Origin of the sequence: Clostridium sp. JN-1 (assembly GCF_003718715.1) — a bacterium.
In the GTDB taxonomy this organism is placed as follows: domain Bacteria; phylum Bacillota; class Clostridia; order Clostridiales; family Clostridiaceae; genus Clostridium_AV.
The window spans coordinates 1,082,364-1,103,658 of sequence record NZ_CP033465.1; the positions used below are offsets into that span (position 1 = coordinate 1,082,364).

Sequence of the window (21,295 nt, forward strand, 5' to 3'; positions counted from 1 at the left end):
ATACTTTGATTGACACACTATATTTCACAGCACTTATTTTGATAAGTATTAGATTATTTTGTTTTTTTGCAGCAGTTCCTATATTTTTTCCAAATGGATTACCTAATATAACGAAGGTTGGAATTGCACTTGTAATGGCATATATTTTAATACCAGGTATTAATTATACTGGAATTAGTAATATAAATAGCAGTATGCTTCTTATTATTAATTGTGCAAATGAAGCAGCAGCAGGATTTACTTTAGGATTTATAGTTAACCTTTGTTTTATGGCTGTAAGGTTTGCAGGAAGCGTCATAGATATCCAAATAGGATTTTCAATGATGACTCAATATGATCCAAATTCAAACAGCAATACAACTTTAATAGAACATTTATTTTACTGGTTTAGTATGGTGCTTTTCTTTGCTGTTGATGGACATCATATGCTTATCAAGGCACTTATAAATAGTTTTGATGTCATAAAGCTGGGACAATTTATGTTAACACAAAATTCAATAAGTTTTATAATAAAAGCTTTTATTGAATTCTTTAGCATAGGACTTAGAATAGCAATACCTATTGTACTCATACTTTTTATATCAGATTTAACTATGGGACTTATAGCAAGGACAGTTCCGCAGTTAAATGTAATGATTCTTGGACTTCCTATGAAAATATTGATTGGATTTACAGCTATTTGTTTTGCCCTTCCAATGATTTTAAATCTTATAGAAAATTCGTTTTATGGAGTACAAGATGCATTAAAAGGTTTTTATAAAACTATGCCGCTCATTTTAATATTTGCATCCGATGATAAAACAGAGGAGGCAACACCGCATAAAAAGAGTGAAACAAGGAAAAAAGGACAAGTAGCAAAAAGTAAGGAACTTGGATTAGCACTAACATTGCTTGCTTGTACTTTAACTTTAATTATTTTTGGCGGAGCTGCCGGAAACAACTTAAAGGAAACTATGATTACATTTTTAAATAATTATCTAACTCAATCTTTAAGTTATGATAGTGTGAAAAAAGTTACTTTTATAACGGTATGGAGGATTGCAGTAGTTTTTTTACCAATTGCCATTCCAATTATGGCAATGGGAATTTTGGCTAACTTCATACAGACAGGAGCACTTTTTACAACTCAACCTTTAAAACCGGATTTTTCAAAGTTAAATCCTATAAATGGTTTTAAGAGAATGTTTTCGATGAGATCACTTATGGAACTTTTGAAAGATATAGCTATAGTTTTGGTTATAGGGATTATAGGATTTAATTTTATTAAGGATAATTATACATACATATTGACATTAGGTAACCTCAATCCTGCAGCTGTATTAGAGGCTGCTGGTAAACTTACTGTCAGCATATTTTTTAGAATAACTTTGATTATGATTGCAATATCCATAATTGATTATATTTTTCAAAGATATCAATACAACAAGGATTTAAAAATGACAAAGCAGGAAGTAAAGGAAGAATTTAAACAAGATGAAGGAGATCCTCAAATAAAGGGAAAGATAAGACAAAAACAGAGGGAAATGGCAACCAGGAGGATGATGCAGGAGATACCTAAGGCAACTGTAGTTGTAACTAACCCTACGCATATTGCAGTAGCTTTAAAGTATGAAAAGGGTCAAAATAATGCACCTATAGTTGTAGCAAAGGGAGCAGATATGGTTGCACTTAGAATAAAGGAAGTAGCTAAGAAAAATGACGTTCCTATAGTTGAAAATAAACCTTTAGCAAGACTTATATATTCAGAGGTAGAATTAGATAGGGAAATACCTATGGAAATGTATCAATCTGTAGCGGAAATTATAGCATTAGTATATAGTACAAACAAAAATAAATAACTTATTATTTAATTAAAACAGGGGTGGTATTTTGGGCAGCAAAAGAAAATTTAATATAAAGGACAATGCAGATGTAATAATGGCCTTTGTGGTAATACTGGTAATTTTAATGATTATAATACCAATGCCTGCAAAACTTCTTGATATATTTATAGCATTTAATATGGCAACATCCATAGTCATAATTCTTTTAACTATGTTTACTACAGAAGTACTAGAGTTTTCAGTATTTCCAACTTTATTGCTGGTTACTACTCTTTTTAGATTGTCACTTAATGTGTCTTCTACAAGACTAATATTAAAAGATGCTTATGCAGGAGAAGTAATTAATGCTTTTGGCAGTTTTGTTGTTGGAGGCAATTATTTAGTTGGAATAATCATATTCTTAATTATAATTATTATACAATTTGTAGTAATTACTAGCGGTGCTACTAGAGTTGCAGAAGTTTCTGCAAGATTTGCACTTGATGCTATGCCGGGTAAACAGATGAGCATAGATGCGGATTTGAATTCAGGATTGATTGATGAAAGAGGTGCCAGGGAAAAAAGATCAAAGCTTCAACAAGAAGCAGATTTTTACGGAGCAATGGATGGTGCTTCTAAATTTGTAAAAGGAGATGTAATAGCTTCTCTTATAATTACTCTTATAAATATAATAGCAGGAATTATCGCTGGAGTTTTGATGAAGAATATGGATATAGCTACTGCAGCACAAACTTATACAAAGCTCACGATAGGTGATGGTCTTGTAAGCCAATTACCAGCACTTCTGATATCTACAGCATCGGGTATACTTGTTACACGTTCGGGAAGTAATGAAAACTTTGGAAATATGGCTTTTAGACAGCTTACAGGTTTTCCTAAGGTTATAGCTATAACTTCAGCGGTGCTGCTCTTTTTAGCTATTATACCAGGTCTTCCGCACTTTTCATTTTTAGTTTTATCAGTATGCTGCGCTGCTGCAGCTTACCTTTTATATAAGGATGAGAAAGAACAGAAAATGCAGCAAGTTGAAGTTGAACAGCAGCAGATAACTGAAACTGAAAGTAAGGAACCTGAAAATGTGATGAATTTAATATCAGTTGAGCCTATGGAGGTAGAAATAGGTTATGGATTAATTCCATTAGCTGATGAAGCTTCAGGAGGTGACTTACTTCAGAGAATAACTTCTGTAAGGCGCCAGTGTGCTATAGAAATGGGTATAATTGTACAACCTATTAGAATAAGAGATAACCTTCAACTAAAGACAAATGAATATGTTATTAAAATAAGGGGAACGGTGATGGCAAAAGGTGAACTTATGCCAAACATGTTACTTTGCATGGATCCTACAAATAGTAAGGTTGAAATGCAGGGTATTAAGACAGAGGAACCATCCTTTGGACTGCCAGCTGTGTGGATAAATAATGATCAAAGAGAAGAAGCTGAAATAAAAGGACTTACGGTTGTAGATCCTACTACTGTTATGGTTACACATTTAACTGAAACTATAAAGAATCATTCTTATGAATTACTTGGAAGACAAGAAGTTAAGCTTATAGTTGATTCAGTTAAGGAAAAATACAGTGCAGTTGTAGAAGAACTCATACCAGATCTTTTAACTATAGGAGAATTACAAAAAGTACTTCAAAATTTGCTGCGGGAAAGAGTTCCTATAAAGGACATGGTTACAATAATGGAATCACTTGCAGATAATTCAAGAATGACAAAAGATATAGAAACTTTAACTGAATATGTGAGATTTGCACTTGGAAGGAGCATTTGTAATCCATTTATAGATGAAGACAGGAAAATAACCGTAGTTACATTGGATTCTGCAATAGAAAATCTTATAGGAAATAACATACAAAAATCTATGCAGGGTTCTTTTCCAGCAATAGATCCAGATACTACCTCAAAGATATTGAACTCATTGAAAAATACGCTTGATTCATCATATTTTTATGAAAATCAACCTATAGTTATGGTATCACCTAAGATAAGACCGGCTTTTAGAAAATTAATAGAGATGGTTTTTCCGGCAGTTAATGTACTGTCGCTTAATGAAATACCAAATGATGTAAAAATAAAAACCGAAGGGGTGGTTTCGATATAAATGATAATAAAAAGATACATAGCAAGCAATATGGGTGAAGCACTTAATAGAATAAAATATGAACTAGGGAAAGATGCAATTATAATAAGTCAGAGGAGAGTGAGAAGAAAAGGAGGCTTATTTGGGCTATTTTCTAAAAAAGGTGTTGAAGTTACTGCAGCAATAAATAGTGATAATAGTACATCAAGCAAAAGAGACAGTAATATAAATGTTCAAAATAGTATTAATGCTATAAGACGTGTAATCAATAATACGGTTGAGGGAAGTAAGCCTTCCACTGAGGTAAGTAAGCCCTCCAGAAATAAGGTAATTGATAAAGTAGACAGTAAAAATGATGATGGGCTTATAAAAGAAATGCATGAAATGAGGGGAATGCTCGATGAAATGATGCATATATCCCTTAAAGGTACAAAAAGTGAACTTCAAATAAATTTGGAGAATATTGATATCGATGAAAATATTGCAGAAGATATAGTAAATAGTGTAAATTCAATTAAAGATGATAGAACTGAACAGGAAAAATTAAAAGATATAGTGAAAAGCAGTATAAAGGTTGCAGATAATGTATTACAAGATGTTGTTATATTAGTAGGTCCTACGGGCGTTGGAAAAACTACTACGATTGCAAAATTATCTGGAAGACTGGCACTAATTGAAAAAAAGAAAGTAGGGCTATTGACAATAGATACCTATAGAATAGGTGCAGTTGAACAACTCAAGACTTATGCTGATATTATGAATATACCTTTTAAGGTAGTTTTTACAATAAAGGAAATGGAAGCTGCTGTAAAGAGTATGGAAGATTGTGATGTTATTTTAATAGACACTACAGGTAGAAGTAGTAAAAATGTTATGCAGATATCTGAACTCAGAGCTTTTATGGAAAAAGTAAATGTAAATAGTGTACACCTTGTAATAAGCTGTACAACTAAAAATAGAGATATTGATATCATAGCAAATGGTTATAGATGTTTAAATTATAATAATGTAATAATTACAAAGCTGGATGAAACGTCAACATATGGATCGATATTAAACATATGTAATAAAACAGGCAAACCAATAAGTTTTGTAACTACAGGACAAAATGTACCAGATGACATAAGATTAATGAGTTCAAAAGAATTAGCAAGTTTAGTACTAGGAGAGGATACACTATGATAGATCAAGCAGAAAGATTGAGAGAGCTTGTTAAAAAGAAGGTAGATAATAATAATAAAATAAAAGAACCTTCATCGCCTAGAATTATAACTATCACATCTGGTAAAGGAGGAGTTGGCAAAAGCAATTTTGTAGTAAACTTAGCAATATGTCTTCAAAAAAGTAAGAAAAAGGTACTTATATTTGATGCTGATATGGGAATGGGGAATGATGATGTACTCATGGGATTTTTGCCCAAATATAATGTATATGATATAATATTTAATGATAAAACAATAGATGAAGTTGTTACAGAAACTCAATTTGGTGTAAAATTACTTCCAGCAGGGATGGGTGTATCCAGATTTGAAGAAGTAACACATGAACAGAGAAAAAAGTTTATAGATAAACTGTCAAGTTTAGAAGATGTTGATTATATATTAATAGATACAGGAGCTGGAATAAATAGAAACGTACTTGCTTTTATAGCCTGCTGTGAAGAGCTCGTGGTTGTTACTACGCCGGAGCCAACATCGATTACAGATGCATATAGTTTACTTAAAGCAGTAAATTACTTTAAATTAAAGGATACTGCCAAGCTTATTGTAAATAGGACAGTAAATAAAGAAGAAGGGAAACATACTTATGATAAATTCAGTACTGTAGTTAAAAAGTTTCTAAATATAAATCTTGTTTATTTAGGAAGTATGAGTGATGATAAAAAACTTGTTCAAGCTGTGAGAAGTCAGCAGCCATTTTTAATAAAGTACCCAAATGCAAATGTATCAATTGATTTAAAAAGTATAGCAAATATAATTATGGGATCTAATGAATATAAAAAAGGTGCATCTTTACAAGGGTTATTTAAAAAGTTATTTAATATTTTTTCATAAGGGGTAGATTTAAATGAAAAGAAAAGTGGATTTTATTGTTAATAGTAAGATAGAAATACAAGTTGAAAATAAAACATATAAGAGCAATATTCAGGACGTTACAGATGATTCTATAGGAATAAGCATACCCGTAAATAATGGTGAATATCTACCTTTGAGGGGAAATGAAAAAATTAACGTATTATACTATTGTAATAAAGACATATATGGATTTGAGACAAGAGTAATTGGAAGAAAAGTAGAAAACATACAAATGATATTAATCCAAAAACCTTATCAATTCAAGACTATTCAAAGAAGAAATTTTGTAAGAGTAAATGTAATGATAAATGTACGCTGTATATTTATAAATAATGAAAAATATATGCAAAATATAAATGATAATCAAGTCAAAATATTTGAGGGATATACACTTGATATGAGTGGTGGAGGAATGAGGATAGCTTTTGATAGATCTTTGGAAAAAAATCTGCGATATGGAAGTATTTTAATGATAGAGGTCCCATTTCAAACGAAAAACTTTGTTTTAAAGTCTAAAATAGTTAGAATAGAAAATGACAAAAAAAATCCTAAAATTATATGCGGGGTTAATTTTATAGATTTAGATAAAGTAACACGGGAACATGTAATAAGAATGGTCTTTAGAACCATGAGGGATCAGATGAAAAATGGAGCAAGGGAGGAATAGGTTTTATATGGCATTAGCAGGAGATTTGTGCGTAAGAGAAGAACTGGTAAAAAAATATATACCTTTAGTCAAATACATTGCTTCAAGAGTTATAATAGGCAAAACTAAATATATAGAATATGAGGATTTGGTAAGCTGCGGAATGGTAGGACTTATGGATGCAATAAATAAATTTGATGAGAGCAGAGGAATGAAGTTTTCTACCTATGCATCCATAAGAATAAAGGGATCTATGATAGATGAAATAAGGAGAAATAGCCCTATATCAAAAGGCGCCATGGATAAATTAAATAGATATAATTGTGCTATAGAAAAACTTCAAAAATTCTTAGGTAGAGAGCCATCATACATGGAAATAGCTAAAGAGTTAAATATATCCATAAAAGAAATGATGCAAATTGAAAATTATATAAATTATATATCTGTTGTGTCACTAGAAGATTTGATTTTTTCGGAAAAATATGATGTTACACGTATGGAAACTATACAAGATAATAAAAGTCCAAGCCCTGAAAAATTTATAGAAGAAAAGGAAAAAGTAGAATATTTGACTAAAGCTTTGGACATGCTATGCGAAAAGGATAAGCTTGTCCTTTCACTTTACTATTATGAAGGATTAACTCTTAAAGAAATAGGAAAAGTTTTAAGTGTATCGGAGTCTAGGGTGTGCCAGCTGCATAGTAGATCTATTTTTCATCTTAAAAAGATGATGGAGAAACTTAAATACATTTAAAGAGTTTAGTAAAGGAGGATTAGTATGAATGCCGTTATTCTTATAATTATAGGAAGTTTGCTTATAGTGCTTAATGTTAGGGCTATCAATAATCAAAAAAAGTCTTTTGATGGTATTTTAAATAATAGACAAGATAATGTTAAAGATTACGAAATTGAGATAACCAAGTTAAGGGAGGAGTTTTCCAATACAATATTGGAACTTCAAAAGGAAATAGAGCAATTAAAAATTAAACTTAAAGAAAACAAAGATGAAAATCATAAAAATATAGATTGTAATATACATAAAGAAGATAGTGTTTCTTCAAATGGTGTAAAAGTAAATGAAATAAAAAGGTTATTGAATTCAGGTATGTCTATTGATAGTATATGCCAAGAGTTAGATATGGGTAAGGGGGAAGTATTATTAGTAAAAGAATTATACGCAAAATAATGTTATTAATAGATTTCTTAAGCGATAGAAAATTACTTATAGGAATTGGCATAGGAATTATTATGGCTACTTTTATAATGATAGGTACTAAAGTTAATTATCAAATGAGTAAAACCCAAATTGAAGACAAGGCGAGGGGCATGGGAATGATATATCCCGAGGAAGTTAAAGTTATTAATGATAAGGGAGTGAGCAAATGATAAGAGGTCTTTATACGGCAGTCTCTGGAATGATTACTCAGGAAGCTAAACAAGATGTTATAACTAATAATTTAGCTAATGTAAATACAGTTGGATTTAAAAAAGACAATCTAGCTGTACGAAGTTTTGAAAATATGCTTATGCAAAATTATGACAAAGTTGTTGGCGGTCAAAATGTAAGAAATACAATTGGTTATTTAAATAATGGCAGCAAAGTTGATTCTGTAAATACCGATTTTACTTCAGGCACTATACAATCTACTGGAAAGCCTACTGACTTTGCAATAGATGGAAGAGGATTTTTTACTGTAAATAGAAATGGACAAAATTATTATACTAGAGATGGACATTTTCATGTAAATCAAGAAGGATATTTAGTTACAGACAGCGGAGATTATGTTTCATTTCAGCAAAATCAGAGGCTGTTTGTTGGAAACAATAAAATAGTATGTGATCCTCAAGGCAGTGTTAAACTATTGGATTCAAATAATAATGTTGTTGGACAAGATAGATTTGCTGCAGTTGATTTTGATAATTATAATAACCTTCAAAAGATAGGTGATAACCTTTACCAGGGAAATAATCCGCATGCAGCTAACATTACAGTTAGACAAAATAGCCTTGAAAGCTCTAATGTAAATACCGTAAATGAAATGGTGGACATGATTACAACTATGAGAACTTTTGAAACAAATCAAAAAATAGTACAATCAACGGATGAAACATTAGATAAAGTTGTAAATCAAGTTGGAAGTGTAAGATAGTTATATGGATTAAAAATTGAGATATGGAGGAGGTGAACTGCTGTGGAATCTTTAATAAATTCTATAAAAGTATGTAAATATAGGGTTTTATAAGGTTTTGGCAGCGGATGACTGATGCTAAGAATTTTATGGAATAGTAAAAGTGCTATGAATGCTGAACAGGAAAAACTTAATGTTATATCTAACAATCTTGCAAATTCAAGTACAGCAGGTTATAAAAGAGAGAATGTTGGTTTTGAAGATTTAGTTTATGAAACATTGAATAGAACAGGTTATCCTAATAGTGGAAATAGCCCTAAAGAACCTATAAATGGCACAGGTGTTAAGGCTGCAGAGTGGATAAGAGATACATCGGAGGGAAGCTTGAAGCAAACTGGAATTAATACTGATCTTGCAATAGACGGAGATGGATATTTTAGAGTTACACTGCCAAATGGAACAAAGGCATATGAAAGGGCAGGAGATTTTAATATAGACGCTGCAGGAACTGTTGTAGATAAGAATGGAAATAGGCTGGATATGGGGTTATCACCTGAAGGTACTAGTCTTAGAAATTCAGGCACTTTCTTAAGACCAGATAATTTTAAAGTAGGTGAAAATGGTGAAGTATATTTAAACAATAATGATACTACTTACTTATATGGAAAAATAAATTTATATATGCCTATAGGTCAAACTGCCTTTAGATCAATAGGAAACAACTTATACCAACCTATACCTGGAGCTCAAGTAATTCCATCAAATGCTAAAATACGTCAAGGTGCTCTGGAAGGTTCAAATGTAGATTTAGCTGCTGAAATGACTGATTTGATTTCAGCTCAAAGGGCTTTTGAAATTAATTCAAAAGGAGTTCAAACTGCAGATGAAATGTGGCAGCTTGTAAATAATATGAAATCTAAGTAATTAATATTGAATTATATAATCCTTCTGTGATATTTCAGAAGTGTTTGCATATATTTATATTGTTAGAATTTTATTTCAGGAGGATTATATTTTATGAGAAGGGACAGAGATGATTTAAGAATGTGCCCTATGATGCAAATGATGAATAAGAAAGGTTCAATGTGTCCTATGATGATGGATGGTATGCATTATGATAGTCAGGGTATGATGTGTCCTATGATGCAGGGCCAAGGTATGTGGTGCCCTATGATGCAAGGTCAAGGTATGTGTCCTATGATGATGCCGGCATGTCCTATGATGCAAATGCCAGCGTCAGGTAAAAAAAGTAAAACGTGCCGTGCAATGTCGGCAGATGAAATGAATGATATGAAAATGAGAACAGTAGATGCGAGTGATATAGAAGATTAAAAAAGGAACTGCCTAAAGTAGGCAGTTTTTTTAGTCTTTAGCTAATGTACTTGTTAGTGGTGGTATAACTTGTTTTTTCCTAGACAATATTCCAGGAACATAGGCACTATTATTTTCTAAGTTAATGTTAAATGCTTTTTCAACTACATCTGCTTTTTCACCGGCTGCAATTAATTCTGAGCCTCCATCAAGTATATTTGTAAGCATTAATACCATTAAGTCAAACTTTTCATTAGCACATCTATTTTCCATAAGTTCTATTATATCATGTCTTATTGTTTCAAATCCATCAGTATCCATGGTTGAAATTTGGGAAACTCCTACTTTTGTTCCACTTAAGATAAATTCCTTGAAGTCTTGATTTAATATTTCATCAGGTGTCTTTCCATCTAGAGAAGAACCTGCTTTAAACATCTGTTTTGCGAAATCTTCAGGATATATGTCAGCTATGTTTGCCAATCTCTTCAATATATGTTTATCAGTATTAGTTGAAGTAGGAGATTTAAATAATAGTGTATCTGAAATAATTGCCGCACTTAGGAGACCGGCAACTTTTTTCGAAGGTCTTATGCCATTTTCAAAAAACATTGATGCAATTATTGTAGCACTGCATCCTACTGGCTCATTTCTAAAATATATAGGGGATGATGTTTGAATATCAGCTATTCTATGATGATCTATAATTTCAAGTATGTCAGCATCATCTAACCCATGAACTGATTGAGTCTTTTCATTATGATCAACTAGTATAACCTTTTTCTTCTTTTGAGATATTAAATGATATCTTGAAATACTTCCTACAATTTTATTTTGTGAATTTACTACTGGATAACTTCTATACCTTGTTTTAAGCATTTCCTGTCTTACATCTTCAGTAAAGTCATCAGTTTTGAATACCAATAGATTTTCTTTAGTCATTATGTAACTTACTGGTATACTTTGAGTTATAAGTCTTGAGGCAGTAAAAGTATCATATGGTGTTACAATTATAGTGCAATTAGACTCTTTGCATTTATTAAGAATTTTTTCATTTACACTGTGGTTACCAGCTATAATTATAAGAGAAGCTTTAGAGTCAACTGCTACATCTTGAGCATCGTCTCTGTCACCACAAATTATGATGTCACCTTCTTCTATAACCTCTTTAGCACTTTCAGGCATCATGGCAGCAACTACAACTTTTCCTGCAAATTTTACATCGTCACTTGGTGCATATATGCATTTAGCAGAAAGTGTATCTACAATATTTTCAAGTTTAGTGCCGCTCTTGTTTATGACATTATTGTCCCATATATCCATATAACATGAGGTTATATTTGATTGAGAGGCAAGTCCTATTAGCCTATCCTCATCATCTACTACAGGTAACGTTTTTACATTGTTTTTTCTAATCAATGACCAAGCTGTTTTTAATGATGTATCTGGACAAATAGGAGATACACTATCAAAATCTAAGTCAGCTATTTGAGATTTAACTGTTTTTACTAACTTTGGAGCTTTAACTCCAAAGTAATCGAGTACGAATTGAGTTTCTCTGCTTACATCACCTAAACGAATAGGAACTGCATTCATACCCATTTTATTTTTTAATTCTGAATAAGATATAGCAGAACAAATAGAATCCGTATCAGGATTTCTATGACCTGTTATATATACTACATCATTCATTTTATGTCTCCTCCTGTTAAAAGTTAAGTTTTTACTTGGAAACCATGTATAGGGTTTCTAATTCCAAATTTAGTTTACACTCCGGGGTATGCTGCCAAACTTCAGGCACGATAAATACTTTTAATCATTCTAAGACTCAGTATTTTGAAAAGCTAATAAACATTGATAAACTCGTACCTCAGACAATATCAATATTTATAGATTTTCTAAAATACTTCGCCAAGAATGATAAAAAAGTATTTATATGTGCTTTCATTTTGGCAGCATACCCCTGCGTGCAAACTAAGTTTTAAGCTAAAAGTAAATGTATAGTTATTTAAATTTGCAAATTAACTTACACGCAGGGATATATATCCCGGAGTATGAGTTAAGTCTTGAATCAGAAACTTTATATATGTTTTATAATTACAAACTTAACCTAAAAATATGTATACATCTATATTATATCCAATAAATAACACCTTATCAACTATATTTTTGAGAGAACAAAGGATAAAAGCAGAGGACAGAGGACAGAGGACAGAGAAGGACTCATAGGCCCCTTTCGAATAGTAGACTCATAGCTTGAGTTAACTTATACTAGAAATTAGCAGATGGAGGGGTGCCTTATGAGTGATAAATTTGTTAGAAGATATACAGAAGAGGAACGAGTAAAAATTGTAGAAGAAGCTTTATCATGTGGAAGTAATGCTTTAGTAGAGGCAAAATATAATTTAAACAAAAGTTTACTATCTAGATGGAAATGTAATTATAGAAGATATAAACAAACTTTGAAGCCTAAAGATACTAAAGAACCTAAAACTGATGAAATAATCGTAGATTATAAAAAAGAATATAAGAAAACACAAGAAAAATGCAAAAAACTCGAATTAGAAGTTGCTGTTCTTAGAGACTTATTAAAAAAAAGCAAATAAATGAGGAATTTGACTTATATTCTTATGCAACTGAGTGGATTTCTACAGGTGCACCTATTAAAACCATATTACAAATATTAGGTTTGAAGAAATCTACTTATTATAAACGTCAAATGTTAACTAAAAGCAAAAATAAGCCTTTAAATAAATCAGAAGGCAACATTCCAGGATATAGTTTAAATATGCATAGTGAAAAAGTTTCTGATTTAAAGATTCAAAAATATATAACAGAAATAAAAAATGATGAAGTAGGACAATTTTATGGATATAAAAAAATCACTGCAATCTTAAGGAACAAATATAAACTAAAAATTAATAAGAAAAAAGTTTATAGATTAATGGATAGTATGAATTTGTTAGAAAGGAAAAAACTAAGCATTAAAAGATACTCTAAAGTGTGCAAAAATCATGTAATTATAGATTCAAATCAACTTTGGGAAATGGATATGAAGTATGTTTATATAGCTGAAACAAATCAAGTAGCTTATTTAACATCTATAATAGATGTATTTGATAGAAGCATACTTGCATATTGATTTAGCACTTTCTGCAGATGCAAAGCAAGCTGAAACTGTAGTAATAAAAGCACTTTACAATAGAGGTATCAAAGGAAAAATTTCAAAGCTGACAGTACGCACAGACAATGGATCACAATTTATAGCTAGTAAATTTGAAAAGTTATGTATTCAAGAAAATATTATTCATGAACGAATACCTGCTCATAGTCCTAATTATAACGCTCATATAGAGTCATATCATAGATATATACAGCAAGAATGTTTTACAGGTAAGTTATTTAAGAACTTAGATGATGCAGAAAATACTATAAAAAAATATGTGGATAATTATAACTTCAAAAGAATACATTCTTCAATAGATTATAGAACTCCAAATGAATTCTATAATCTAATAAATAGTAATTTCAAGAATAAACTAGTAATTAGCATTTAGAGTCCACTTTTAAGGGGCCAATCCGAGGTTGATTTTTCTCCGCTGCACTGCGAAAAATCTTTAATTAAACTTTTCTTTAAACTTTTTCTTCCCTAAGTAAATTTAAAGACAAATGTCGTAAGATAGCTAAATTGGAATTTGTCTATCCTAAATTCTTTGTATTTTCAACGTAGATAGATACTTCACCACAGTTTGGACAAATGGCTACTTTCGGTTTTCCTATTCTATTGGCGAATAAACGCTTATCGTCTGTTGCCATTACTATACCATAGCCATCACCTTCAATTTTTATTGAACAATTTTCAATCATTTCGGTTTCACACCTTATACACTTTCTCATACATATACCTCCGTTAAATTACTTATTTATAATACTCAACTTTAAATTTTGGTTTATATACTATATTATACTGATTAAATCGTAAAAATAAAAGGACTGCGCCCTAAAATCTTATATGCGTTTGTCCTGTCGCTAAAGCAAAATACTGCTAACCTATATAGATTTAAAGATTCTTTTGCATTAGCAAAAAATCAACCTTCAATGTCCTTTGTCCTCTGTTTTTTTGTTCTCTGATTTTGTCTTTTCAAAAAAATTGCTTCGCATTTTTTGTATATTATCAATTATAGTTTTAATCATAATAATGTATTTGATAATCATATATTTACATTAGATTATGAGTTTTTAATCGTTGATTTTGGAGGGGATGGGATTTGATAAACGAAAAAGAAATTCAAAGTGGACTCACGCAAAGAGAAGCTGAAAGAAGATTAAAAAGGTATGGATCCAATACACTACAAGAAAAGAAGAAGATATCACCAGTTAAAATATTCATTTCACAATTTAATGACCTTATAACATGGGTACTTATTGTGGCAACTGTACTATCTGGATTCATGGGAGAAAAAGCTGATTGTATAACTATACTCATAATTGTAGTTATGAATGCTGTACTTGGATTTATGCAAGAGTATAAAACAGAAAGGTCGCTTGAAGCTTTAAAAAAGATGGCATCACCCACAGCAAAAGTTGTGAGGGATGGATTTGTAAAGGTAATAAATACTGAGAATCTAGTAATTGGAGATTTAGTCATACTTGAAAGTGGAGACAGAATACCTGCAGACTGCATTCTTATGGAAGATAGTAACTTTATGGTAGATGAATCGCTTTTAACAGGTGAGTCTGCAGGAGTAAGTAAAAGCTGTAATTCAAAAGATAACTCAACATACATGGGAACTATAGTACTTACTGGTAAGGGCAAAGCAAAAGTTGTACAAACAGGTATGAAAACCGAAATGGGAAAAATAGCTGGCATGTTAGATAGTATAGAAAGTGAAAGATCGCCTTTAAAAGAAAAGCTCACCTCACTTGGAAAAGTTCTTGTTGCAGCATGTATAGCCATATGTATTATCGTAACTTTAACTGGAATATGGAGAGGTGAGGACAAGTATCAGATGTTCTTACTTGGGGTCAGTCTTGCAGTAGCAGCTATACCAGAAGGGCTTCCAGCAATAGTAACAGTTGCTCTTGCACTCGGAGTGTCAAGAATGCTCAAGAGAAATGCTTTAGTTAGAAAATTACCGGCTGTAGAAACACTTGGATGTACATCTATTATATGCAGCGATAAAACAGGGACACTTACGCAAAATAAAATGACAGTTAAAGCAATGTATTTTGATAAAAACATATTTTATTTAGATAAAGAAAAGATTCCAGAAAATGTTTTACTTAAGAAGGCATTTGTATATTGTAATGATTGTGATTATGATTTTAATCAAAAGGATTTTTCTAAGAGCTTATTTGGAGATCCGACGGAAACATCACTTATAAAAGTTTATTTTAAGGAAAATAAGCCTTTAAAAGAATTTCTTCAAAAGGCAAAGAGAGTATATAGTAATCCATTTGATTCAGACAGAAAAATGATGTCGGTAATTGTAAAAGAAGGCAGTAAGAATATTTGCTACGTAAAGGGCGCTCCTGAAAGAGTAATTGCGAGGTGCAAATATATTCTGGATAAAGGAGAAGTTAAATTATTTACTTCCGAGTATAAGGCAAGTGTAAACAAGGCGCTTGAAGATATGTCATTTAAAGCACTTAGATGTATAGCAGGTGCATATAAGGAAAAAGGGGTTGTTAGGGGAAAAAGTTTAGAGGAAGATCTTGTATTTTTAGGTATAGCAGGTATTATAGATCCTCCTAGAAAGGAAGCTAAGGATGCAGTATTAAAATGTAAAATGGCTGGTATAAAGCCTATAATGATAACAGGTGACCACAAAAATACTGCTTTTGCAATAGCAAATGAATTGAGTATATGTAAAGATAGGTCTCAAGTTATAACAGGATCAGAATTAGATGAATTAACAGATAAGCAGCTTTCAAGTAAGATAGAAAATCTTTCTGTTTTTGCACGTGTAAACCCAGGACATAAACTTAGAATTGTAAAAATACTTAAATCCAAAGACAAAATTGTAGCAATGACTGGTGATGGAGTAAATGATGCACCAGCAGTAAAAGAAGCCGATATAGGTGTTGCCATGGGAATTTCAGGAACAGATGTAACTAAGGAAGCTTCATCAATGATACTTTTAGATGATAATTTTTCAACAATAGTATCAGCTATAGAAGAGGGAAGAGTAATTTATGACAATATAAGAAAGTTTATAAGGTATCTACTTTCGTGCAATCTTGGAGAAGTACTTACTATGTTTTTAGCATCACTTTTTTATTTGGAGACACCTCTTCTCCCAATACAAATTTTACTAATTAATCTTGCAACAGATGGTCTTCCAGCTATGGCTCTTGGCGTGGATCCAGCCGATGGTAATATAATGGAGGATAAGCCAAGGCCTAAAAATGAAAGTATATTTGCAAGGGGATTGAGTGAGAAAATAATTATAAGAGGATCTTTGATAGGAATTTGCACAATATTAGCTTTTGTAACCGGAAAGTTTTACAAGTGCAATTTAAATGTATGCAGAACGCTTGCATTATGCACTCTTGTAATGTCACAACTCATTCATGTATTTGAATGCAGGTCTGAAAAGCATTCTTTATTTGAAATTAAGTTATTCACCAATAAATACTTGGTAGGATCTGTACTTATATCTATAGGTATGGTTATGTGTGTTCTATATGTGCCTTTTATGCAAGGTGTATTCCATACAAGTCCACTTGATATAGGGCAGTGGGCGATAGTAATATTTTTTTCAGGCATAATTGCACTTATAAACAGTTTATATCTTTATTTTAAGTAGTTAAAAACAAGGACATAGGACATAGGACATAGAAGGAGGATTTTTGATAACTCGTTTCGCTAAAGCGAAACATTGCTGAATTATATAAATTTAAAGATTTTTTGCGTTAGCAAAAAATCAACCTTCAATGTCCTCTGTCCTTTGTCCTCTGAAAAATTTAAGGTTTGATTTTTTAAAAATCAAACCTTAAATTTTTATTTAATTCTCTGAACTTTTCTTGCTCTTTGAACTTTTCCTTCTACAGGAACTAAATCTTTCTTTGTTGTCATATTTCTTATATTTATAAGGTTAATAAAGTCTTTACCTTGCTTTCCTTTTCTTGCTTTAAGACCCTGTACTAATACTAAATTACCTTGATTTACAGTAATAAACTCTGGCTTTTTAAACCATTTTTTTCTTACATAAGAACATTTCACTATGTTTTTGCTTCTCTCTGGTCTTACGAGTAAGCTGACATTTAATTTATGGAATATCCATAAAATAGTTTTCTTGGTTACTTTAACTGATACAACAGTACCTTGAACTTGAGTAAGTCTATCCCCATATTTTTTCAAATAAGATTTAGTATAATATTGCGAAATTTTTTCTTTAAAACTCATGTGTATAACTCCTTTTTGTTAATATTTATGAGAAATGCTGTATTTTTCAGCAGATTTTCCTTGAAGAATTTTAAGTATATTATAGCATAGTATTGATTTTTTGAAAATATATTAACCCATGCTAACAAAAGAGTAGGGATTTGCTGCTAAAATAAACTATCTTAAGGTATATAAATATTTTTCCCCAGAACTCATTAATAGATACTGTTAAAGTTTTATATTTAAAAATTTGTTCCTAAATAATGTTTTTGCGAATATTATTATAGTAAGCGATGAAAGGAGGACGATGTATGAATACAGAATTAGACCCTCAAAAAATTATATATGATTTTAAATTTGATAATATAAGTATAAGAGGAGAAATAAATGATACTCCTGAGTATGACGAGGTATATAAAAAAATAAAAACAGCCTTAGAAATAGACAAGGATGGATATAATGTTTATCTTATAGATGATTTTTCCGAATATAATTTAAGTAAGATCATGGAGTTTGTACATGATAACTTAAAATATAAGGGAAAGCCAGAAGATATATGTTATGTTGTATGTAAAGATGAAAAGCATCCTGAGGTTTTATTCTTACCAGGTGGAAAAGGCAAAACATTAAAAAATATGGTAGAAAAAATAAAAAATTTATATTTAGATAGTACTTATGAATTTTATAATAATGCTTCAGTTAAGGAAAAAGAAGATATATTAACAAGCCTTGACAAGAGAAAAACTGATTTAGTGAATAAGCTATTAAAGGTTTCTAAAGATGATGGCTTTATTATGAAACCTACGGTGAGCGGATTTACATTTGTTCCCATAAAAGAAGATGGTGACATGATGAGTGAAAAAGAATATGATGCACTTGATACAGAAAAAAGAGAAGAAATATTAGATAAAATAAATAATTTGAAAAGTAGTGCACATGAAATACTAGATGAACTCAAAGAAATGGAACTATCTGAGATTGATAAGATAAAGATTATTATGGATAAGTATTATTTTGATAAAACAATTGATATAAAATCAAGTTACACGAATGAATTCAATGGAAGTTACAAAGTAATAGGTTATTTAAATGATATGTGTAATGATATAGAAGAAAGTATAAAAAGTATATATTCAATAAGTTATGAGGATGACAGGGAAAGTATAATTAAAATTATTTATAAATATGTAGTAAATGTACTTGTAGATAATAGTGAAGTGAATGAACCTCCTGTCATATTTGAAGAAGATCCAAGTGTAAGTAATTTAATAGGCAGCATAGAATATGAAAATAAAAATGGTACCTATGTTACAAATGCAGGTTTAATAAAAAGTGGTTCTTTTTTAAAAGCTAATGGAGGCTGTCTTATAATAAGAGCTAACAGTCTTTTAAATAATTTAAATTCTTATTATTACTTGAAGAAAACTTTTTTAAGTGGAAAGGTAGATTTAAATTATAATAGAGGATATCTTGAATTATTATCTTTAAGCGGACTAAAGCCGCAGTCAATAAAATTTAACGAAACAGTCATATTAATAGGGAATTATAAAACTTATGATTTACTTTATTCCTATGATGAAGACTTTAAAAAGCTGTTTAAGATTAGAGCAGAGCGCAGGGGAATATTAAATTTGAATGAGGAAACTAAAAAGTGTTTTATAGCTAAAACTTACAATACATGTAAGCGTAATAAACTGCATACACTTACTGATGAAGCTATAAAAGAGCTTGCAAAATTTTTATCTAGAAAAGCAGAGGATAGAAATAAACTGTATATGAATAGCTGCGAACTTAACAATGTACTCATAATTGCAGACAATAAGGTAACTAGGGATAATAGAGAAAGTATAGAAAGACAGGACATAATGGATACAGTTTATAAACACGAATTGATTGAAGAACAGGTGTATGAAGGTTATAAAGAAAATAAACTTTTAATAGATGTTCAAGGTAAGGTAATCGGTCAAGTAAATGGACTTTCGGTAATTGATACAGGGTATGTTACATTTGGAAGGCCAATAAGGATAACATGTTCCTGCCATAAGGGAGATGGAAATGTAATAGATGTACAAAGAGAGGCAAATTTAAGCGGAAATATTCACAGCAAAGCTATAAATATTCTTAAAGGATATTTAAATTCACTTATAGGGGGATATGAGAAGATACCTGTAAATTTTCATTTGAGTTTTGAACAAGTTTATGGAAAAGTAGATGGAGATAGTGCTTCAGTTGCAGAGGTAATGGCTATGATTTCTGCCTTAAGCAAAGTTGGTATAAATCAAAATATAGCAGTTACAGGTTCTATAGATCAGCTTGGTCAAGTTCAAGCTATAGGGGGAGTTAATGAGAAAATAGAAGGGTTTTTTGATATATGTAAGCTCGTGGGTGATACTAATGAAAAAGGAGTACTCATTCCAAAATCAAATATAAGCAGCTTGGTTTTAAAAAGTGATGTTGAAACGGAAATAGCAAATGGTAAGTTCCACATTTATACTATGTCTAATTTAAAAGATGCAGTTGAAGTCCTTATGGAAGAAGATTATGAAAGTGTAATTCGTGAGAGTAAAAAAGAACTCAAAAAATATTTAAAAAAACAGGGAACGGTTAAGGATTAAATTATACGGACTGTAAGCTTAATTGATAAAACTTGCTTCAGTCCTTATAACTTTACTTTAAAAAACAAAAAGGAACAAAATGTTTTATATTTTGTTCCAAAATTACAAGCATATACAAATGAGGCTTAGACGTTAAATCTAAAATGTACAATGTCTCCATCTTGCATTATGTAATCCTTGCCTTCAAGTCTATAAAATCCCTTTTCTTTTGCTGCTGCTTCAGATCCGCATTCTATCAATTTATCATAAGATATTACTTCTGCACGAATAAATCCTTTTTCTATATCAGTATGTACTTTACCAGCAGCTTTTGGTGCTTTTGTACCTTCTTTAATAGTCCATGCTCTTACTTCATCTGATCCAACTGTTAAGAAACTAATCAATCCTAAAAGTTTGTAACTTGAATTAATTAGTTTGTTGAGTCCAGCTTCCTTGAGCCCATACTCTGCTAACATTTCTATCCTTTCATCGTCATCAAGTGAAGAAAGCTCTTCTTCTATTTTAGCTGAAATAACTATTACTTCAGAATTTTCATTTTTTGCAAATTCTCTTACCTTCTTAACATAGTCATTTTCAGTATTACCTGATATTAAGTCGTCTTCGGATATGTTTGCAACATATAATACTGGTTTTGTTGTAAGTAAAAAATAGCCTTTTACTATTTCACTTTCATCTTCATCTAAGTCCAATGTTCTAACAGGCTTTCCAGCTTCAAGATGATTTTTGATTTTTAACATTAATTCATATTCAGTTTTAGCTTCCTTAAGTCCGCCATGAGCAAGTTTAGCTATCTTTTCGATCTTTCTATCCATGACTTCAATATCTGAAAATATAAGTTCCAAATTTATAGTTTCAATATCACGGATTGGATCTATTGATCCATCAACATGTACTATGTTAGGATCTTCAAAACATCTAACGACGTGTACTATTGCTTCTACTTCTCTTATGTGTGATAAGAACTTATTTCCAAGACCTTCTCCTTTGCTTGCACCTTTAACTAAACCGGCTATATCATAAAATTCTATTGATGTATATATCTTTTTCTTAGGATTATACATTTTTTCTAATATGTCTAATCTATCATCGGGCACACTTACTACCCCAACATTTGGTTCTATTGTGCAAAATGGATAGTTTGCTGATTCAGCCCCTGCTTGAGTTATAGCATTAAATAAAGTACTTTTACCTACATTAGGTAAACCTACTATTCCAAGTTTCAT

Annotated in this window: 20 protein-coding genes; 16 read left to right on the forward strand and 4 right to left on the reverse strand. The window is 31.0% G+C overall.

What is annotated here, in order from left to right:
* Nucleotides 1-5: 5 nt before the first annotated feature.
* The 11 genes from EBB51_RS05310 to EBB51_RS05360 all read left to right on the forward strand — a co-directional run bounded on the left by EBB51_RS05310 (nucleotide 6) and on the right by EBB51_RS05360 (nucleotide 10,094).
* On the forward strand, nucleotides 6-1,838 hold the full coding sequence (locus tag EBB51_RS05310) for a fused FliR family export protein/FlhB family type III secretion system protein (protein WP_123053507.1): 1,833 nt from the start codon (nucleotides 6-8) through the stop codon (nucleotides 1,836-1,838).
* 28 nt (nucleotides 1,839-1,866) lie between these two features.
* Nucleotides 1,867-3,933, forward strand: a complete 2,067-nt coding sequence (gene flhA, locus EBB51_RS05315) for a flagellar biosynthesis protein FlhA (RefSeq protein ID WP_123053508.1) — start codon at nucleotides 1,867-1,869, stop codon at nucleotides 3,931-3,933.
* A complete protein-coding gene (gene flhF, locus EBB51_RS05320) occupies nucleotides 3,934-5,094 on the forward strand; it encodes a flagellar biosynthesis protein FlhF (RefSeq protein ID WP_123053509.1) in 1,161 nt (386 codons plus the stop codon).
* Nucleotides 5,091-5,966 (forward strand): MinD/ParA family protein, encoded by an 876-nt coding sequence (locus tag EBB51_RS05325; RefSeq protein ID WP_123053510.1) that lies wholly within the window; start codon nucleotides 5,091-5,093, stop codon nucleotides 5,964-5,966. The genes flhF and EBB51_RS05325 overlap by 4 nt, the downstream gene beginning before the upstream one ends.
* Nucleotides 5,967-5,979: 13 nt before the next feature.
* Complete coding sequence (locus tag EBB51_RS05330; protein WP_123053511.1) at nucleotides 5,980-6,654, forward strand: flagellar brake domain-containing protein; 675 nt, start codon at nucleotides 5,980-5,982, stop codon at nucleotides 6,652-6,654.
* A gap of 7 nt (nucleotides 6,655-6,661) precedes the next feature.
* Nucleotides 6,662-7,387 (forward strand): FliA/WhiG family RNA polymerase sigma factor, encoded by a 726-nt coding sequence (locus EBB51_RS05335; protein ID WP_123053512.1) that lies wholly within the window; start codon nucleotides 6,662-6,664, stop codon nucleotides 7,385-7,387.
* Between the two features lie 24 nt (nucleotides 7,388-7,411).
* Nucleotides 7,412-7,819: a hypothetical protein gene (locus EBB51_RS05340; RefSeq protein WP_243103916.1), complete on the forward strand. Its 408-nt coding sequence runs from the start codon at nucleotides 7,412-7,414 to the stop codon at nucleotides 7,817-7,819.
* Nucleotides 7,819-8,019 (forward strand): hypothetical protein, encoded by a 201-nt coding sequence (locus tag EBB51_RS05345; RefSeq protein ID WP_123053514.1) that lies wholly within the window; start codon nucleotides 7,819-7,821, stop codon nucleotides 8,017-8,019. Before EBB51_RS05340 ends, EBB51_RS05345 begins: the two co-directional genes overlap by 1 nt.
* Nucleotides 8,016-8,783, forward strand: a complete 768-nt coding sequence (locus tag EBB51_RS05350) for a flagellar hook-basal body complex protein (protein ID WP_123053515.1) — start codon at nucleotides 8,016-8,018, stop codon at nucleotides 8,781-8,783. The genes EBB51_RS05345 and EBB51_RS05350 overlap by 4 nt, the downstream gene beginning before the upstream one ends.
* 114 nt (nucleotides 8,784-8,897) lie before the next feature.
* The gene (locus tag EBB51_RS05355) at nucleotides 8,898-9,686 is read left to right on the forward strand and encodes a flagellar hook-basal body complex protein (RefSeq protein ID WP_123053516.1); all 789 of its coding nucleotides are present in this window, start codon (nucleotides 8,898-8,900) and stop codon (nucleotides 9,684-9,686) included.
* A 93-nt stretch (nucleotides 9,687-9,779) separates the two neighbouring features.
* A complete protein-coding gene (locus EBB51_RS05360; protein WP_123053517.1) occupies nucleotides 9,780-10,094 on the forward strand; it encodes a hypothetical protein in 315 nt (104 codons plus the stop codon).
* A 30-nt stretch (nucleotides 10,095-10,124) separates the two neighbouring features.
* On the opposite strand, the gene EBB51_RS05365 is transcribed toward EBB51_RS05360, so the two are convergent.
* Nucleotides 10,125-11,762 (reverse strand): putative manganese-dependent inorganic diphosphatase, encoded by a 1,638-nt coding sequence (locus tag EBB51_RS05365; protein ID WP_123053518.1) that lies wholly within the window; start codon nucleotides 11,760-11,762, stop codon nucleotides 10,125-10,127.
* Nucleotides 11,763-12,370: 608 nt separating this feature from the next.
* On the opposite strand from EBB51_RS05365, the gene EBB51_RS05370 reads away from it, so the two are divergent.
* The 3 genes from EBB51_RS05370 to EBB51_RS05380 all read left to right on the forward strand — a co-directional run bounded on the left by EBB51_RS05370 (nucleotide 12,371) and on the right by EBB51_RS05380 (nucleotide 13,627).
* Nucleotides 12,371-12,676, forward strand: coding sequence for a helix-turn-helix domain-containing protein (locus EBB51_RS05370; RefSeq protein WP_123053519.1), 306 nt, complete (start codon nucleotides 12,371-12,373; stop codon nucleotides 12,674-12,676).
* Nucleotides 12,677-12,759: 83 nt separating this feature from the next.
* Entirely contained in the window at nucleotides 12,760-13,212 is a 453-nt protein-coding gene (locus EBB51_RS05375; protein WP_150131719.1) for an IS3 family transposase, read from the forward strand.
* Entirely contained in the window at nucleotides 13,202-13,627 is a 426-nt protein-coding gene (locus EBB51_RS05380; RefSeq protein WP_190285336.1) for an integrase core domain-containing protein, read from the forward strand. Before EBB51_RS05375 ends, EBB51_RS05380 begins: the two co-directional genes overlap by 11 nt.
* Before the next feature lie 142 nt (nucleotides 13,628-13,769).
* On the opposite strand, the gene EBB51_RS05385 is transcribed toward EBB51_RS05380, so the two are convergent.
* A complete protein-coding gene (locus tag EBB51_RS05385; RefSeq protein WP_123053522.1) occupies nucleotides 13,770-13,967 on the reverse strand; it encodes a nucleic acid-binding protein in 198 nt (65 codons plus the stop codon).
* A 374-nt stretch (nucleotides 13,968-14,341) separates the two neighbouring features.
* On the opposite strand from EBB51_RS05385, the gene EBB51_RS05390 reads away from it, so the two are divergent.
* On the forward strand, nucleotides 14,342-16,879 hold the full coding sequence (locus EBB51_RS05390; protein ID WP_190285352.1) for a calcium-translocating P-type ATPase, PMCA-type: 2,538 nt from the start codon (nucleotides 14,342-14,344) through the stop codon (nucleotides 16,877-16,879).
* 194 nt (nucleotides 16,880-17,073) lie between these two features.
* Here EBB51_RS05390 and EBB51_RS05395 read toward each other — a convergent pair whose 3' ends face one another.
* Entirely contained in the window at nucleotides 17,074-17,478 is a 405-nt protein-coding gene (locus tag EBB51_RS05395) for a hypothetical protein (RefSeq protein WP_123053524.1), read from the reverse strand.
* A gap of 290 nt (nucleotides 17,479-17,768) precedes the next feature.
* Between EBB51_RS05395 and EBB51_RS05400 the strand changes: the two genes are divergently transcribed.
* Nucleotides 17,769-20,072, forward strand: coding sequence for an AAA family ATPase (locus tag EBB51_RS05400; protein WP_123053525.1), 2,304 nt, complete (start codon nucleotides 17,769-17,771; stop codon nucleotides 20,070-20,072).
* A gap of 125 nt (nucleotides 20,073-20,197) precedes the next feature.
* Here EBB51_RS05400 and ychF read toward each other — a convergent pair whose 3' ends face one another.
* Nucleotides 20,198-21,295, reverse strand: coding sequence for a redox-regulated ATPase YchF (gene ychF / locus EBB51_RS05405; RefSeq protein WP_123053526.1), 1,098 nt, complete (start codon nucleotides 21,293-21,295; stop codon nucleotides 20,198-20,200).

Bases quoted from the DNA above. Each gene is read 5' to 3' on its own strand.
- flhF (WP_123053509.1), top strand. From the start codon at position 3,934: ATGATAATAAAAAGATACATAGCAAGCAATATGGGTGAAGCACTTAAT.
- EBB51_RS05325 (WP_123053510.1), top strand. From the start codon at position 5,091: ATGATAGATCAAGCAGAAAGATTGAGAGAGCTTGTTAAAAAGAAGGTA.
- EBB51_RS05330 (WP_123053511.1), top strand. From the start codon at position 5,980: ATGAAAAGAAAAGTGGATTTTATTGTTAATAGTAAGATAGAAATACAA.
- EBB51_RS05335 (WP_123053512.1), top strand. From the start codon at position 6,662: ATGGCATTAGCAGGAGATTTGTGCGTAAGAGAAGAACTGGTAAAAAAA.
- EBB51_RS05340 (WP_243103916.1), top strand. From the start codon at position 7,412: ATGAATGCCGTTATTCTTATAATTATAGGAAGTTTGCTTATAGTGCTT.
- EBB51_RS05345 (WP_123053514.1), top strand. From the start codon at position 7,819: ATGTTATTAATAGATTTCTTAAGCGATAGAAAATTACTTATAGGAATT.
- EBB51_RS05350 (WP_123053515.1), top strand. From the start codon at position 8,016: ATGATAAGAGGTCTTTATACGGCAGTCTCTGGAATGATTACTCAGGAA.
- EBB51_RS05355 (WP_123053516.1), top strand. From the start codon at position 8,898: ATGCTAAGAATTTTATGGAATAGTAAAAGTGCTATGAATGCTGAACAG.
- EBB51_RS05360 (WP_123053517.1), top strand. From the start codon at position 9,780: ATGAGAAGGGACAGAGATGATTTAAGAATGTGCCCTATGATGCAAATG.
- EBB51_RS05365 (WP_123053518.1), bottom strand. From the start codon at position 11,762: ATGAATGATGTAGTATATATAACAGGTCATAGAAATCCTGATACGGAT.
- EBB51_RS05370 (WP_123053519.1), top strand. From the start codon at position 12,371: ATGAGTGATAAATTTGTTAGAAGATATACAGAAGAGGAACGAGTAAAA.
- EBB51_RS05385 (WP_123053522.1), bottom strand. From the start codon at position 13,967: ATGAGAAAGTGTATAAGGTGTGAAACCGAAATGATTGAAAATTGTTCA.
- EBB51_RS05395 (WP_123053524.1), bottom strand. From the start codon at position 17,478: ATGAGTTTTAAAGAAAAAATTTCGCAATATTATACTAAATCTTATTTG.
- EBB51_RS05400 (WP_123053525.1), top strand. From the start codon at position 17,769: ATGAATACAGAATTAGACCCTCAAAAAATTATATATGATTTTAAATTT.
- ychF (WP_123053526.1), bottom strand. From the start codon at position 21,295: ATGAAACTTGGAATAGTAGGTTTACCTAATGTAGGTAAAAGTACTTTA.